Source organism: Curtobacterium ammoniigenes NBRC 101786, assembly GCF_001571045.1.
GTDB lineage: Bacteria > Actinomycetota > Actinomycetes > Actinomycetales > Microbacteriaceae > Curtobacterium > Curtobacterium ammoniigenes.
Window position 1 is genome coordinate 191,275 of record NZ_BCSV01000005.1, and the last position, 14,710, is coordinate 205,984.

Annotated in this window: 12 protein-coding genes and 1 pseudogene; 4 read left to right on the plus strand and 9 right to left on the minus strand. The window is 68.8% G+C overall.

Going from position 1 to position 14,710, the window contains the following annotated elements; genetic code table 11:
- Nucleotides 1-82 precede the first annotated feature (82 nt).
- On the minus strand, nucleotides 83-1,849 hold the full coding sequence (locus CAM01S_RS12065; protein WP_066522283.1) for an alpha-glucosidase: 1,767 nt from the start codon (nucleotides 1,847-1,849) through the stop codon (nucleotides 83-85).
- 237 nt (nucleotides 1,850-2,086) lie between these two features.
- Between CAM01S_RS12065 and CAM01S_RS12070 the strand changes: the two genes are divergently transcribed.
- From CAM01S_RS12070 to CAM01S_RS12085, 3 genes are all read left to right on the plus strand, one after another.
- Nucleotides 2,087-3,067 carry a Gfo/Idh/MocA family protein gene (locus CAM01S_RS12070; RefSeq protein WP_066521926.1) on the plus strand — a complete coding sequence of 327 codons (981 nt, stop codon included), beginning with the start codon at nucleotides 2,087-2,089 and terminating at the stop codon, nucleotides 3,065-3,067.
- A gap of 84 nt (nucleotides 3,068-3,151) precedes the next feature.
- Nucleotides 3,152-4,627 carry a D-alanyl-D-alanine carboxypeptidase/D-alanyl-D-alanine-endopeptidase gene (locus tag CAM01S_RS12080; protein ID WP_157071554.1) on the plus strand — a complete coding sequence of 492 codons (1,476 nt, stop codon included), beginning with the start codon at nucleotides 3,152-3,154 and terminating at the stop codon, nucleotides 4,625-4,627.
- Nucleotides 4,628-4,670: 43 nt separating this feature from the next.
- A complete protein-coding gene (locus CAM01S_RS12085) occupies nucleotides 4,671-5,294 on the plus strand; it encodes an isochorismatase family protein (RefSeq protein WP_066521931.1) in 624 nt (207 codons plus the stop codon).
- A gap of 21 nt (nucleotides 5,295-5,315) precedes the next feature.
- Here the strand turns inward: CAM01S_RS12085 and CAM01S_RS12090 are convergent, their stop codons facing one another.
- The 8 genes and pseudogenes from CAM01S_RS12090 to CAM01S_RS12125 all read right to left on the minus strand — a co-directional run bounded on the left by CAM01S_RS12090 (nucleotide 5,316) and on the right by CAM01S_RS12125 (nucleotide 12,750).
- Nucleotides 5,316-7,187, minus strand: coding sequence for an ABC transporter ATP-binding protein (locus CAM01S_RS12090; RefSeq protein WP_066521934.1), 1,872 nt, complete (start codon nucleotides 7,185-7,187; stop codon nucleotides 5,316-5,318).
- A gap of 61 nt (nucleotides 7,188-7,248) precedes the next feature.
- Nucleotides 7,249-7,872: pseudogene (gene ribA / locus CAM01S_RS12095) on the minus strand (GTP cyclohydrolase II); the annotation flags it as partial.
- Between the two features lie 29 nt (nucleotides 7,873-7,901).
- On the minus strand, nucleotides 7,902-8,900 hold the full coding sequence (gene ribD, locus CAM01S_RS12100) for a bifunctional diaminohydroxyphosphoribosylaminopyrimidine deaminase/5-amino-6-(5-phosphoribosylamino)uracil reductase RibD (protein WP_066522285.1): 999 nt from the start codon (nucleotides 8,898-8,900) through the stop codon (nucleotides 7,902-7,904).
- A 119-nt stretch (nucleotides 8,901-9,019) separates the two neighbouring features.
- Nucleotides 9,020-9,595: a GNAT family N-acetyltransferase gene (locus CAM01S_RS12105; protein WP_066521938.1), complete on the minus strand. Its 576-nt coding sequence runs from the start codon at nucleotides 9,593-9,595 to the stop codon at nucleotides 9,020-9,022.
- Entirely contained in the window at nucleotides 9,592-10,602 is a 1,011-nt protein-coding gene (gene trpS / locus CAM01S_RS12110; RefSeq protein ID WP_066522287.1) for a tryptophan--tRNA ligase, read from the minus strand. Before trpS ends, CAM01S_RS12105 begins: the two co-directional genes overlap by 4 nt.
- 45 nt (nucleotides 10,603-10,647) lie before the next feature.
- Nucleotides 10,648-11,490: an exodeoxyribonuclease III gene (locus tag CAM01S_RS12115; protein ID WP_066521942.1), complete on the minus strand. Its 843-nt coding sequence runs from the start codon at nucleotides 11,488-11,490 to the stop codon at nucleotides 10,648-10,650.
- Nucleotides 11,491-11,579: 89 nt separating this feature from the next.
- Complete coding sequence (locus CAM01S_RS12120; protein WP_066521947.1) at nucleotides 11,580-11,852, minus strand: HPr family phosphocarrier protein; 273 nt, start codon at nucleotides 11,850-11,852, stop codon at nucleotides 11,580-11,582.
- A 127-nt stretch (nucleotides 11,853-11,979) separates the two neighbouring features.
- Nucleotides 11,980-12,750, minus strand: a complete 771-nt coding sequence (locus CAM01S_RS12125; protein ID WP_066521949.1) for a DeoR/GlpR family DNA-binding transcription regulator — start codon at nucleotides 12,748-12,750, stop codon at nucleotides 11,980-11,982.
- 269 nt (nucleotides 12,751-13,019) lie between these two features.
- Here CAM01S_RS12125 and ptsP point away from each other — a divergent pair, with 269 nt between their 5' ends.
- Nucleotides 13,020-14,675 (plus strand): phosphoenolpyruvate--protein phosphotransferase, encoded by a 1,656-nt coding sequence (gene ptsP, locus CAM01S_RS12130; RefSeq protein ID WP_083528024.1) that lies wholly within the window; start codon nucleotides 13,020-13,022, stop codon nucleotides 14,673-14,675.
- Nucleotides 14,676-14,710 lie beyond the last annotated feature (35 nt).

Consider the following 14,710-nt stretch of genomic DNA (forward strand, 5'->3'; position numbering starts at 1 on the left):
CTCGGAATCGACCAAGAAAGCGGGCCGCGATAAGAATGTCAGGCGAATCGCGATCCGGACAGCGCCGAGCTTGTGATTTCGCTCATTTGTCAGGTTCCGTGCACTCGCGGAAGACCCGGGCCTCCCACGGCGCGAGGATCCCGACATTGAGAACGTCATCGGCTCGCGGTCCCGCCGCCTCGACTGACTCGGCGCCTGCAGCATCCGCATCGTCCGGCCCCTTCGTGAGGGCCTCTGCACGCTGGAGGTTGCCGAGGACCAGTGGTCCGAGCCGCGCGCGCAGCGCGTCCGGCACCGGGCAGGGCTCGTCGCTGCAGTTCACCAGCACGATGCGCGCGTCGGCGCCGCGACACCGCCGGAAGGCCCAGAGCTGCTTGTGGTCCGGCTCGAGCAGTGCGAACGCGCCAAGGCGCACGACCTCGGAGTCGTGTCGAAGCGCGATCAGACGGCGGTAATACTCGAAGACGGAGCGAGTCCCCGCTGCGCGATCGTCGGCGACATTGATCCGGTCAGCGGCGGCCGCCATCCCGATCCACGGGACGCCATCGGTGAACGAGCTCGCGCCGTCGCCCGTCCATGGGATCGGGGTCCGTGCGTTGTCGCGGCTCCGGAACCCGATGGCCTCGAGCACCGTCGCCGCAGGCACGCCGCGACCGACCTGCGAGCGGTAGTAGTTCAGCGTCTCGACATCGCGATAGTCGTCGATGGTGGTGAATCCCGCGTTCGTCATCCCGATCTCGTCGCCCTGGTAGATATACGGCGTGCCGCGATGCAGGTGCAGGGCGGTCGCGAGAGCGGTCGCTGTCTCATATCGGAGCCGGTCTGAGCCGGGGGGCACGGTGCCGAAGCGGGAGATGGCGCGCGGCTGGTCGTGATTCCCCAAATACAGCGAGTTCCATCCGCGGTCGGCCAGGCCGTCCTGCCAGCGTGCGAGCGACCGCTTCAGCGCGCCGAGCGGGGCCCGATGGTTGTCGAACTTCGAGTCAGGACCCCGATCGAGGTCCACATGCTCGAACTGGAACACCATGTCCAGCTCGTGGCGCTTGGGATCGGTGAACCGGATCGCATCCTCGATCGTCACGCCAGGCATCTCGCCGACGGTGAGGAGCGCTTCCTGCCGCGGCGCGAAGACGCGCTCGTGCATCTCGCGCAGGTAGTCGTGCGCCTGCGGCTGCATGACGTAGCGCTCGCTCGACGGGTCGATGAGCGCGTCCGGATCCTTCGCGATGTGATCGATGACGTCCATCCGGAATCCATCGACACCGCGGTCGAGCCAGCGATTCATCATCGTGTAGATCGCGTCGCGCATCGCCGGGTTCGCCCAGTTGAGGTCCGGCTGCTGCGGCGCGAACATGTGCAGGAAGTATTCCTGTGTAGGCGGGTTCCACGCCCAGGCCGGACCGCCGAACGCGCTCCGCCACCGGTTCGGCTCCGCACCGTCGATGGGCCGGCGCCAGATGTACCAATCGTGCTTCGGGTTCTTCGTCGACGAGCGTGCCGCCTGGAACCACGGATGCTCGTCGCTCGTGTGGTTCACGACGAGGTCCATCATCAGCTTCATCCCGCGTGCGTGGATCTCGCCGAGCAGCGTGTCGAACTCGTCGATCGTGCCGAACATCGGATCGATGTCCTCGTAGTCGCTGATGTCGTATCCGTTGTCGGCCTGCGGCGACCGGTAGATCGGTGAGAGCCAGACGACGTCGACGCCGAGATCCTGCAGATGATCGAGATGCCCGCGGATCCCGCGCAGATCGCCGATGCCGTCCCCGTTGCCATCCGCGAAGCTCCGCGGATAGATCTGGTAGACGACCGCCGTCGTCCACCACGCCGGAACGGTGCTGTCGGTCATCGTCGTCCTCCAGTGCTCATCGCCGACTGTACCGACCACTGCTTGGGGCATCATCCGGATCGGCCAGGAGGCGCGGTGCGGCTCGCGCACGCCTGCGGCCGGGTGCGCGTGGTCGCGTGTGCGATCGGGCCCGGCTTGCGCACACCTGCGGCCCGATGCCCTTGGTCGCGTCGGCGGACCCCGTGCGGCGTGCGCGCGCCGCCGCCCGGGCGAGCCGTGCCCAGGTAGACAGGGTGCATGAGCATTCGATGGGGCGTCCTCGGCACCGGCGGCATCGCGCACACGTTCGTCGCGGACTGCATGGCCGGCGGCATCGCATTCACCGCGGTGGGATCGCGGACCGCCTCGCGCGCCGCCGCATTCGCCGCACAGTATGGCATCGCATCCGCATACGGGTCGTACGACGAGCTGGTCGCCGCGTCCGACGTCGACGCCGTGTACGTGGCCACGCCGCACGCCATGCACGCCGAGGACGCGCTCCGCGCGATCGCGGCCGGAAAGCATGTGCTCGTCGAGAAGGCCTTCACGGTCACCGCGGCGGAGGCGAGCGCCGTCGTCGACGCAGCACGAGCCTCCCGGGTCGCGGTGATGGAGGCGATGTGGACCAGGTTCCTCCCGCAGAGCGCGCGGATTCGCGCCCTTGTCGCCGAAGGCCGCATCGGCAGGCCACGGATCGTCGAGGCCTCGCATCGGCAGGTGCTCCCCACCGACCCTCGGCATCGGCTCAACGATCCGGCGCTCGGCGGTGGCGCGCTCCTCGATCTCGGTATCTATCCGGTCTCGTTCGCGGTTGACATGCTCGGGCTCCCAACGAGCGTGCGCGCCGCGGGAACGCTGAGCGACCAGGGCGTCGACACGCAGATGGCCATGCTCCTGACCCACGAAGGAGGCGCGCAGTCGCTCCTGCACTGCGCGCTCGACCTGCGCAGCCCGAACACCGCGTCGATCATCGGCGAGGACGGACGGATCGACATCGACAGCACCTGGTACGCCCCCACGACCTACCGTCTCTGTGACCGCGACGGCACCGTCATCGAGTCGTTCGACGGTCGGGAGGATCTCGCCGGCTATATGCACGAAGCCCGCGCCTTCGAAACGATCATCGAGGACGGCTCGCTCGACTCGCCCCTCATGCCCGCTGCCCAGTCGGTGGCGATCATGGGCGTGCTCGACGCGGCGAGAGAACAGGTGGGTGTGCGCTATCCCGGTCACGACTGAGCGCCGGGCAGCGGGGCCGCGGGGACGGCTGATAGACCGGTCAGGACGCCGGCCAGACGCGCGGCAGAACGTACCATTGGTGAGATGTCCGGACCCGCCGCCCCGCGCGATCCGCTCGGCGTGCGCCGGCTGCGACGCTCCATCGCCTCGCGCCCGATGGCATGGGGTGTCACGGCGCTGATCGCCGCCCTCCTGATCGGGTCGGGCGGAGCCGTCGCGCTCGCGTTTGCGACGACCCCGAGCGGCGCCCCGCTGGCCGCGTCGTCGGCGTCGACCGCTGCATCGGGGACATCCGGCGCGTCCGCGGTCGCAAATGCGACACCGACACCCAGTCCGACAGCGACACCGACACCGACGCCCAGCCCGACCGTCGTGCGAACCTGCGTGATCGACGCAGCCGCGACAGCGCCCGGGCTCGGACGGTTCGAAGGCTTCGTCATGAATGCCGCGACGGGAACGGCCCTGTTCGACCGCTCCGGCGAGACCCCGGCAGCGACCGGCAGCGTGATGAAGACGCTCACCACGGCAACCGCGCTCGCCGTGCTCGGGCCGGACTACCGGATCCCGACGACGGTCACCGACGAGGGGGCCGGCACCATCGCGCTCGTCGGACACGGCGACCCGACCCTGTCCCAAGGAGGTCAGACGGTCTACACGGGTGCCCCGACGCTCGCGGCGCTCGCCGCGCAGGTGAAAGCGCATCTCGGCACGACGCCGATCACGACGATCGTGACGGACGACAGCTACTGGAACGACGCCGACGCGTGGGACCCCTCGTGGCCCGTGACGGAACGAACGATCGGGTACCAGCCAGAGGTCACCGCGCTCATGGTCGACGGCGATCGCGCAAATCCTGCCCTTGAGACCTCGCCGCGTTCGACCGACCCGGTCGGTCGAGCCGGGTCGCTGTTCCGGACCGCGCTCGAGCAAGCCGGCGTCGTCGGTGCTGCATCGGCGCAGATCGTGCATCGCGCGACGACGAGCACGACCGTGATCGGCGAGGTCGAGTCGCAGCCCGTGTCGACGCTCATCGCGCAGATGATCCCGGTCTCGGACAACACACTCGCCGAGATGCTCGAGCGGATCTCGTCCGTCCGGGCGGGCTACGGCGGTTCGGCCGCAAGCCTGACCGCGCTCGACGAGCACGAGCTCGCAACCGCCTACGGCATCGACGCAACCGGGATCACCATCAGAGACGGCTCTGGTGAGAGCCCCGACAACGCCGTGCCCCCGACGCTCATCGCGCACCTCATGGTTCAAGTGCAGGCCGGCGCGCACGGACTCGGCGTGCTCGCGCAGGCGCTGCCGGTCTCGGGCGAGACCGGCACCCTCGTCGGCCGGTTCACCGGCGCGAACGCGGTCGCACGGGGCCACGTGCACGCGAAGACCGGCTGGATCGACGGCGCCGAGACGCTCGGCGGCTACATCGACGCGGCGGACGGCACCCGCCTCACGTTCGCGTTCTACGCGCTCGGATCGACACTCGCGGCGGCGCTCCCCGCCCTCGACACGGTCACGACCGCGGTGTACCGATGCGGCAACAACCTGTCGAACGCCTGACGGCTCCGCCGCGGTTCGCCGAGACGCCGTGCACAATGGGCGCATGACTCGCGCGCTCATGATCGTCGACGTTCAGAACGACTTCACCGAGGGCGGCGCCCTCGGCGTCACCGGAGGCGCGCGGGTCGCGAGCCGGATCACCAACTTTCTCGAACGGCATGCCGACGAATACGACCTCATCGTCGCCTCCCGTGACTGGCATGATGCGGACAACGACAACGGCGGTCATTTCGCACTCGACGGACAGCCCGACTTCGTCACCACGTGGCCGGTCCACTGCGTCGCGGACACGCCTGGTGCCGGGTATCACCCCGATCTCGAGATCGACGACGTCGACATCCACATTCGGAAGGGGATGGGGGTGCCCGCCTACTCGGCGTTCGACGGCGTCGATGCGGCGAGTGGCGCCTCCCTGGCGGACATCTGCGCGAAGCGACGGGTGCACGCGATGGACATCGTCGGCATCGCGACCGACCACTGCGTCCGCGCGACCGCGCTCGACGCGGTCGCCGCGGGCCTCGATGTCTTCGTGTTCGAGGACCTCATCGCAGGCGTCGCGGCCGAGCCGAGCGCGGCCGCGCTCGACGAGATTCGCGCCGCCGGCGGTCACACCGGCGTCAGCGACGTCGACACCGGCATCGAGCAGCCCGGCGGCGCGCAGCTCTGACGAGCGGAGCGAGCGGCCCGCTCACACCAGCAGCTGGTGCTTTGCGAGGTCGCGGTAGAGCGGCACGGTCTGCACCAGCTCGGAGTGCGTGCCCTGGCCGATGACGCGCCCGTGTTCGACGACGACGATGATGTCGGAATCGACGACGGTACTGAGCCGATGGGCGATCACGATCAGCGTTCGATCCGCGGCGACCGCATCGATCGCCAGCCGCATGCGCTGCTCGTTCACGCCGTCCAACGATGAGGTCGACTCGTCCAGCAGCAGGATCGGGGGAGCTGCGAGCAGCGCACGAGCGATGGCGAGTCGCTGCCGCTCGCCGCCCGAGAGCATCACCCCGTCTTCTCCGACCTGCGCGTCCAATCCGCGCGGGTCTCGGTCGAGGACATCGCCGAGATTGACGGCCTCGAGCACCCGGATGCACGCGTCCTCCGACGCATCGGGTGCACCGAGCAGCAGGTTGGCGCGGATCGTGCCCGCGAGCACCGGGGCATCCTGCTCCACGTACCCGATTTGCGACCGCAGGTCCGCGCGATCGATGCCGCGGATGTCGATGCCGCCGAGGCGGATGACCCCGTCCGTCGGGTCGTAGAAGCGTTCGATGAGGGCGAGGGTCGTGGACTTGCCGGCACCGGAGGGCCCGACGAGTGCGACGCGTGCTCCGCGCGGAACGCTGAACGAGACGTCGTCGAGGACCGGGTGCGAAGCGCGGTGCTCGGCAGCATCACCGTCGGTGGCTCGTCCGGACGGGCGCACGGGATCGAGCGCGTCCGGTGCGGTCGGTGTGCCGTCAGCGGATGCGTCGGCGTTTTCGGACACCGGGTACGCGAACGACACGTGTTCGAACGTGATCGCATCGGTCGTCGTGATCGCCGGCGCTGGAGTCACGGCGCGATCGTCGTGGGACTCGTCCGGCAGATGCAGGATCTCCTCGATGCGCCCCAACGCGCCCAGCGCCTGGTTGACGGCGATCGCCGCGCCCATGGCCTGACCGAGCGGGGCGACCATCATGAAGAGCAGGAGGATGAACGTCACGAGGGTGGCGATCGACACAACGCCGGCCGCGACCTGCGCCCCGCCGACGCCGATCACCACGATGAACGACACCTGCAGTGCGATGAAGGACACCGGGACCACGAACGCGGACATCCGGGCGATGTCGAGCCCACGGCGGTAGGCAGCTTGGGCGTGCCCGTCGATTTCGACGATCTCGCGCTCCGTCGCGCCAGCCGCGCGGATCGTCCGGACGCCGTCGATCCCGCGCTCGACGGCCGCCGTCAGATCACCGACCTTCTCCTGAGCGGCCTTCGACGCGATGCGAATCCGTCGCGACAGCGCGCCGACGAACACGATGGAGAGGGCGATGATCACCACGGTGATCCCGAGGAGGAGCGGGTCGATGATCGCCATGCCGATGATCGCGCCGATGAACGTGAGTGCGCCGCCGATCGCCTCGATGAGGCCCTGCGTCAGCACAGCGCGGAGCAGCGTCGTGTCGCTGCCGACGCGGCTGACGAGGTCGCCGGTTCGTCGCGCGTCGAACTCCGAGATCGGGAGATGAAGGATCTTGGCGACAAGCCGTCTGCGGCTCGAGAGGACCACGCCCTCACCAGCGCGCTGCAGCATGAAGTGCTGATACCCGTTCAGGACGCCGGAGAGGACGACAAGGCCCGCCAGACTCCAGACGAGGAGCGTGAGGGTCCGACCGTGCTGCACCGCCACGATCACCTGGTTGACGAGCAGGGGCTGCGCGAGCGACGCGAGCGCACCGAGCACGCTGAGCACGATGATGAATGCCATCGTGCCGCGGTGCTCGAAGAGGTAGGGCAGAAGCGTTCCGAAGGTTGCCCGCGGACCGGTCTGCTTGCGGCCTCTGCTGAAGAACGTGCTCATGATGCCTTCCGGGTTGTGCCGTTCTGTGCTGGGCCGCCGGACGGCGAGGCGGGGGTCGGTGTCAGCGGCGTGTTTCTGCGCCGAGCCGCTCCGGCAGGACGTGACCCATGCGTTCTCGCTTCGTGTCGAGGTAGCCGCTGTTCTGGGCGGACACGCCGACGACCAGCGGGACGAGCTCGGTAACGATGATGCCGTGTTCTTCGAGCTGGCGCTGCTTCTCCGGGTTGTTGGACAACAACCGGACGCTCCTAAGGCCGAGATCGCCGAGGATTCCCGCAGCGCCGCCGTATTCACGTGAGTCGGCCGGAAGACCGAGCGCCAGGTTCGCGTCGAGGGTGTCCAAGCCGTCCTCCTGCAGGCGGTACGCCTTGAGCTTGTTGATCAGACCGATGCCGCGACCCTCCTGCCCGCGCAGATAGACCACGACCCCGCCGTCTACCGCGATCGCATCGAGCGCGGCATCCAGCTGCGGACCGCATTCGCACTTCAACGATCCGAACGCTTCGCCCGTCAGGCACTCGGAATGCACGCGCACGAGGGCGCCGTCCGTCGGGGCCGCACCATCCGGCATCGGCGCGATGATCGCCACGTGCTCGGCGCCGGTCACCAGATCGCGGTACGCCCGCATCTCGAACGTGCCATGCACCGTCGGCACGCGCGTGGACACCTCGAATTGGACCGGGCTGCCCGGTGTCGGCGAAGTCAAAGCATCGGTCATGTCGTGCTCCGGTCGATGCGGGCGCGGATAAGGAGATCTGGGCCCAGGGTGGTGGTCGATACGACGATCAAGCGTGTTCGGTCGGCGATTGTTCCGACGCCGATGTCTGCGACGGCGGAGTACGGGCCGCCGAGAAGGATCGGTGCGACGTAGATGAGGAGCTCGTCGGCCACGCCCGCGCGGATCAGCGCCGACGTGAGGGTCGGCCCCGCCTCGGCGAGCACCGTGTGGATGCCGCGGCGATGCAGCACGTCGAGCGCGGCGGGGAGATCGTGGCCCGAGCATTGCAGGAACCCCCGCGGGTGGCGCATGACCTGCGCCTCGGCCGGCACCAATCGCTCGCCGAACACGACGGGGAGCGGCTGCTCCGACAGCAGTTCCCCGGCATCGCCGCGCGCGGTGAGGCTCGGGTCGTCGGCGAGCACCGTGCCGCTTCCGACCAGGATCGCGTCGTGCGCGGCGCGTTGCTCGTGCACGTGCTGACGGGCCGCCGCCCCGGTGATCCAGCGACTTGTCCCGTCACTCGCGGCGACGCGTCCGTCGAGGCTGGCGGCCCACTTCACCGTGATCCAGGGACGCCCCAGCCGGACGGAACGAAGCCATCGTTCGAGGAACGACTCGGCCTCCGACGCCATGACGCCCGAGACGACGTCGATTCCTGCCGCGCGCATCCGCTCGGCACCACCGTGCACGGTCGGGGACGGGTCATCGATTGCATACACGACCCGCGCGACGCCCGCATCGATCAGCGCGACCGCACACGGCCCGGTCCGACCGTGGTGGTTGCAGGGTTCGAGGGTGACGACCGCCGTGCTGCCGGCAGCCGCACCCGGCGCGAGATGTGACAGCGCGTCCACCTCGGCGTGCGGGGTGCCGGCTCCACGGTGATAGCCCTCGGCGAGCACACTGCCGTCCGGCGCGAGGATCACCGCCCCGACGCGAGCATGATCGCCCGTGACCGGCCCGTACCCGGCCAGTTCGAGAGCCCGGCGCATCGCGCGTTCTTCGGCGGCCAAAACTGCCTGTCGCCCTGACTCCGTCACGGATCGAGCCTATCCACAGCGACTGACGTGCTACCGAACGGGATGCCTGCGTTCACGAACAGCGAAATGTCTCACGCGTGGTGCGATGTTTCTGCGGGCCACGGAAGGGCCCCTGCGGGCGTCCCGGTGGCGGCGCGCAGCCCATGCCAGACCAGGTTCGGCTCTCCGTCTCGCCCCGGCAACAGGCCGATGCCCGTCCCGGTGTACACGAACCCGCACCCGCGGGCGACCGCTGCAGACGCGACGTTGCCGACGTTGCACTCCCAGTAGACGTCCGGCCAGCCGAGCTCAGTCAGCGCGAACGCAGCCACGAGATCGAGCGCCGCGTGCATGAGGCCCCGACCACGCGCCTCCGGTGCCATCCAGAAGCCGACATCGCGATGCTCGGAGCGGAGCGAGATGACGCCGCGCAGCCACGTGCTTCCCGGCTCGCGGATGGCCCAGGTGCGTTCGCGACCTGAGGCCCATCCGGGACCGACCAACGCGTCCACGAACGAGTGCGCATGGCGCGGGGTGTACGGCGACGGGACCGTCGTCCAGCGCTGAATCTCGGGATCGACGCAGGCCGCAGCAATGGCGACGGTGTCGGCGCGGGTCGGAAGATCGAGGCGGACGCGGGGCGAGCTGAGCGTGACCGGGACGCTCATCTGCGCGGGCTCGGGATGAAACCGATGCGATCGTAGACGCGCTCGAGCGTCGGCTCGGCGATGGACGCCGCACGCTCGGCTCCGACGGCGAGCAGCCGATCCAACTCCGCCGGATCGGCCAGAAGCTCCATCGTTCGACTGCGAACCGGCTCGAGCTCAGCCACGACCGCATCCGCGACGGCGGACTTGAGATCGCCGTAGCCCTTGCCGGCGAACTCGTCCTCGAGCTGGTCCAGGGAGCTGCCCGTGCACGCCGAGAGGATGGATAGCAGGTTCGTCACGCCTGGCTTGGACTGCCAGTCGGCCCGAATCGTGCGCTCGGCGTCGGTGACAGCCGATCGGATCTTCTTGGCGGTCCGCGCCGGCTCGTCGAGCAGCTTGATCAATCCCGCGTCGGTGGCGGCGGACTTGCTCATCTTGCTCGTCGGATTCTGGAGGTCGTAGATGCGCGCCGTCTCGGTGAGAATGCGTGCCTCCGGTACCACGAATGTCTCGCCGAACCGGCTGTTGAAGCGGTTCGCCAGATCGCGCGTCAGTTCGACGTGCTGGCGCTGGTCATCGCCGACCGGAACGATTGCCGCGTCGTAGAGCAGGATGTCCGCGGCCATGAGCATCGGGTAGGTGAACAGGCCGACCGAGGCGCTCTCGGCGCCCTGACGCGCGGACTTGTCCTTGAACTGCGTCATGCGACTCGCCTCGCCGAAACCGGTCAGGGTGTTCAGCACCCATGCGAGCTGTGCGTGTGCCGGGACATGGGACTGGATGAACAGCGTCGCCTTGGTGGGATCGATGCCTGCGGCGATGTACTGGGCGGCGGTCCGACGCGTGTTCTCGCGGAGCTCGGTCGGGTCCTGCGGGGTGGTGATGGCGTGCATGTCGACGACGCAGTACACGGCGTCGTAGTCGCTCTGCAGGTCGCGCCATTGGATGAGCGCGCCGATGTAGTTCCCGAGGTGGAGAGAGTCGGACGAGGGCTGAATGCCGGAGAAGAGGCGAGGTGTGGTCATGAGGAGCTCCAACGGAGAAGATCGAGGTGTGCGGTCGGCGAGGCGTCAGACGTCGTAGTCGACGACGACGGGGCTGTGGTCCGACCATCGCTCGTCGTATGCGTCCGCGCGGTCGACCGCACAGGCCGTGACCTTCTGCGCAAGATCCGGGGTGGCCATCTGGTAGTCGATGCGCCATCCGCTGTCGTTGTCGAACGCCTTGCCGCGCCAGGACCACCACGTGTATGGACCGTCGACATCGCCGGCCTGCGCGCGCCCGACGTCCACCCATCCGAGTCCGGTGGCGTGGGTTCCGTCGGCGCAGGTGATCTGCTCGTCGCGTGCCCCGAAGAACCGATCGAAGTACGCCCGTTCGCGCGGGAGGAATCCGGCGCGCTTGACGTTGCCCTTCCAGTTCTTGATGTCGCGCTCGTCATGGCCGACATTGAGGTCGCCGACGATGACGGCGAGCGGATTGTGTCGTTCGAGTGCGGGAAGTCGCTCCGTCATCGCGTCGAGGAACTTCCATTTCTCGTCCTGCTTGGCAGTCTCGGCCTCACCCGAATGCACATAGGTGGAGACGACCGTGACGACGGTGCCGTCGACGTCGTAATCTGCCTCGAGCCAGCGACCGGCGGAGTCGAAGTCGTCCGGGCCGAGCTCCACTCGATGGATCTCGGCGCGATGCCGCGAGGCGAGCGCGACGCCGGCGCGGCCCTTTGCGGTCGCGGGATCGTGCAGGACGTTCCATTCATCGCCGAGCAGCGACTGCAGATCGTCGGTGCTGGCGCGAACCTCTTGCAGGGCGAGGATGTCGATGTCGCGTCCGGAAAGCCAGTCGCCCATGCCCTTGCGGAACGCGGCACGAATGCCGTTCACGTTCACGGTAGCCAGGCGCAGGCGGGTCATGAGCCAACCCTATCGGCGCCCGGTGTCACCCCCGGTGTCGGTTCGGGTCGGAGCCCACGCGCCACGGCCCGGCAGCGCGGGCGGATGAATCAGGCCGCGTCGTGGTCGGTCTGGAGGAACGTGACCAGGTCGTCCGCCACCGCGTCGGCGTTGTCGCCGCCGACGGTCAGCGTGACCTCATCGCCGTTTTCGACGCCGAGACCGAGCAGACCGAGGATGCTGCCCGCGTTCGCCGACTTGTCGCCCTTGGCGATCGTCACCTGGTGTCCGGACGTCGTGACCGCCTGCACGAAGAGCGAGGCGGGTCGGGCGTGCAAGCCGGATGCGCTCGCGACGGTGACGGTACGGGTTGCTTCAGACATCGGTTCTCCTGTCGTGGTCGGACGAGCGTCCTGCGCTGGGCCCTCATGGTAGCGAGGGACGGGGTATCGGGTGCCCGGTGCCGAGCGCCTCCGAGTGAGGCGATCGGCGTGCGTGCGTGCGGGGTGGTCAGGAGCGGCCCGGCCAGTACACCTCGGTGCCGGCGGCCTCTACCTCGCGGACGAGATCGAGGTTGACGGCTGGATCCGTGATGATCGTGTCGATCGCCGCGAGCGGCGCGACGCGTCCGAACTCTTCGCGGCCGAACTTCGTGTGGTCAGCCAGCAGGATGCTGCGGCGTGCGGCTTTGATGAGCGCCGATTTGACTGCCGCTTCCGCGATGTTGTGCGTGGTGAGCCCGCGTTCGGGCGTGATGCCGTTGATCGACAGGAACGCGACGTCCACGCTCACCATCCCGACGAGCTGATGGGTCCACGTGCCGACTCCCGCAAGCGAGTCGCTCCGCACATTTCCGCCGAGCAGATGGAGGTCGATCCCCGGCCGATTCGCAACCGCCATGGCGACCGGGAGGCTGTGGGTCACGACCGTGAGACCGCGGTCGGCCGGCAGCATCTCGGCGAGGCAGATGGTCGAGGTTCCGGCGTCGATGATGATCGACCCGTTCTCGGGCAGCTCGTCGAGCGCGGCCTGCGCGATGACCATCTTCTCTGCCTGGTTGATCGCGCCGCGGTCGCCCACCCCGGGATGCAGCGTGATCCGTTCGACGGCGATGGCGCCGCCGTGTGCACGACGGATCAGTCCTCGGCGTTCGAGGCTTGTCAGGTCGCGCCGGATCGTCTCGGGGGTCACCTCGAGCAGCTCGGCCAGGTCCTTCACGTCGACTCTGCCGTGACTGCGTGCCTGTTCCACGATGCGCTGGTGGCGTTCAGGTGCGTACATGCCGGCCCTTGTCTGTGGTGCTCGTATCGGGACTTCTCAGGATCCCGCGTCGGCGCGTGATGCTGTCCGACCGTCATTCTGCCCGTTCGGAGCGGAATTCGGACAAGCTCGGGCACGCATGTCCGAACGGATCGCAGATCGGCGCGAAACGGGTGTCTGTTTCTGCATTTTTATCGCCGGATGTGTTTGTTTGTCAACGCGGATCGATGTATGGTGCAACGCAGCGAACGCTCAGCCCCGATGCCCTCGATGAGATGAAGGAGTCTCGAATGCCCGAACTGCTCGGAACCGGAGTCGGCCGAGGCATCGCGAGCGGACCTGTCCTTCGCATGGCCGATCCGCTCGGCGAGCCGGACCGCACGCCGCTTGCCGAACCGGCCCCCGCGGCCAACGAGCGCGTGCACGCGGCCCTCGCCGCGGTCGCCGAGGATCTCACCAAGCGCGGTCAGCTCGCCGGCGGCGACGCCCAGGCGGTGCTCGAGGCACAGGCGCTCATGGCGCAGGACCCGACCCTGCTCGACGACGTGCACAAGCGGATCGCGGACGGCTCCAACGCGGAGCGTGCCGTGTATGACGCGTTCGGCGCCTTCCAGGAGATCCTCGCGGCCATGGGCGGCTACATGGGAGAGCGTGCCGCGGATCTCGGCGACGTCGCGCAGCGGATCATCGCGAAACTGCGCAACGTCCCCGCGCCCGGCGTCCCGGAGTCGGACCACCCGTTCGTGCTCGTCGCGCACGATCTGGCTCCCGCGGACACCGCCTTGCTTGATCTCGACAAGGTGCTCGCCCTCGTGACGCGTGATGGCGGCCCGACATCGCACACCGCGATTCTCGCCAGAGCGAAGGGCATCACGGCGATCGTGGGGGTCGCCGAGGCGGACACGCTGAGCGAGGGCACCGTGGTCGTCGTGGACGCCGCCGCCGGCGTCGTGATCGCCGACCCCACCGAAGCGCAGCTCGCCGATGCATCGCGGCGCATCGCAGAGCGAGCTGCCGCAGCCAGCGAGCCCGTCACGCCCGGGGCGCTCGCCGACGGCACGCACGTGCCGCTGCTCGCCAACCTCGGCAACCCGGCGGACGCCGCCGAGGCCGTGGCGCTCGGTGCAGAGGGCGTCGGACTCTTCCGCACGGAGTTCCTGTTCCTCGATGCACCCACAGCTCCGACCGTCGAGGCCCAGCAGCGCGCCTACGTGCAGCTGCTCGAAGCGTTCCCCGGCAAGAAGGTCGTCGTGCGAGCGCTCGACGCGGGGGCCGACAAGCCACTGTCCTTCCTCACCGACAAGCACGAGGAGAACCCAGCGCTCGGGCGCCGCGGCCTGCGGGCCCTCCGCAACCATGAGTCGGTGCTCCGCGACCAGCTCACGGCTCTTGCCGCGGCCGACGCGGAGACCGAGGCGGACCTCTGGGTCATGGCACCGATGGTCGCGGACGCGGAGGAGACCGAGTACTTCGTCCGGATCGCTCGCGAACTCGGCATCCGGACCGCGGGTGTGATGGCTGAGGTCCCGTCGCTCGCGCTGATGGCGGACCAGGTCTTCCATCACGCGGACTTCGTCTCGATCGGCACGAACGACCTGACCCAATACACGCTCGCCGCCGACCGCCTCCTCGGCACCGTCGCGCACTACCAGAACCCCTGGCACCCGGCGGTCCTCCGGCTCGTCGCGCAGCTTGGCGCGGCGGGCGCCGACGCCGGCAAGGCCGTCGGAATCTGCGGTGAGGCCGCAGCCGATCCGCTCCTCGCCGTCGTCCTCGTCGGCCTCGGCGCGACGACGCTCTCGATGACCCCGGCTGCGCTTGCAGACGTGCGCGCCGAACTCCGCCGCCACACCCTCGATCAGGCGCGCGACATGGCCCGCGCGGCACTCGCCGCGCCGACGGCGGCGGCGGCCAAGGCTGCCGCACTCGCCGCCCACGTGGTCTGACCACGTTCCCGACCCACCGCAAACCACTCCGTCCG

What these genes read in the sequence shown, in the direction of transcription:
- ptsP (WP_083528024.1), top strand. Translation starts at nt 13,020, where the DNA reads ATGCCCGAACTGCTCGGAACCGGAGTCGGCCGAGGCATCGCGAGCGGA.
- CAM01S_RS12070 (WP_066521926.1), top strand. Translation starts at nt 2,087, where the DNA reads ATGAGCATTCGATGGGGCGTCCTCGGCACCGGCGGCATCGCGCACACG.
- ribD (WP_066522285.1), bottom strand. Translation starts at nt 8,900, where the DNA reads ATGCGCCGGGCTCTCGAACTGGCCGGGTACGGGCCGGTCACGGGCGAT.
- CAM01S_RS12105 (WP_066521938.1), bottom strand. Translation starts at nt 9,595, where the DNA reads ATGAGCGTCCCGGTCACGCTCAGCTCGCCCCGCGTCCGCCTCGATCTT.
- CAM01S_RS12125 (WP_066521949.1), bottom strand. Translation starts at nt 12,750, where the DNA reads ATGTACGCACCTGAACGCCACCAGCGCATCGTGGAACAGGCACGCAGT.
- CAM01S_RS12080 (WP_157071554.1), top strand. Translation starts at nt 3,152, where the DNA reads ATGTCCGGACCCGCCGCCCCGCGCGATCCGCTCGGCGTGCGCCGGCTG.
- CAM01S_RS12065 (WP_066522283.1), bottom strand. Translation starts at nt 1,849, where the DNA reads ATGACCGACAGCACCGTTCCGGCGTGGTGGACGACGGCGGTCGTCTAC.
- CAM01S_RS12085 (WP_066521931.1), top strand. Translation starts at nt 4,671, where the DNA reads ATGACTCGCGCGCTCATGATCGTCGACGTTCAGAACGACTTCACCGAG.
- trpS (WP_066522287.1), bottom strand. Translation starts at nt 10,602, where the DNA reads ATGACCACACCTCGCCTCTTCTCCGGCATTCAGCCCTCGTCCGACTCT.
- CAM01S_RS12120 (WP_066521947.1), bottom strand. Translation starts at nt 11,852, where the DNA reads ATGTCTGAAGCAACCCGTACCGTCACCGTCGCGAGCGCATCCGGCTTG.
- CAM01S_RS12090 (WP_066521934.1), bottom strand. Translation starts at nt 7,187, where the DNA reads ATGAGCACGTTCTTCAGCAGAGGCCGCAAGCAGACCGGTCCGCGGGCA.
- CAM01S_RS12115 (WP_066521942.1), bottom strand. Translation starts at nt 11,490, where the DNA reads ATGACCCGCCTGCGCCTGGCTACCGTGAACGTGAACGGCATTCGTGCC.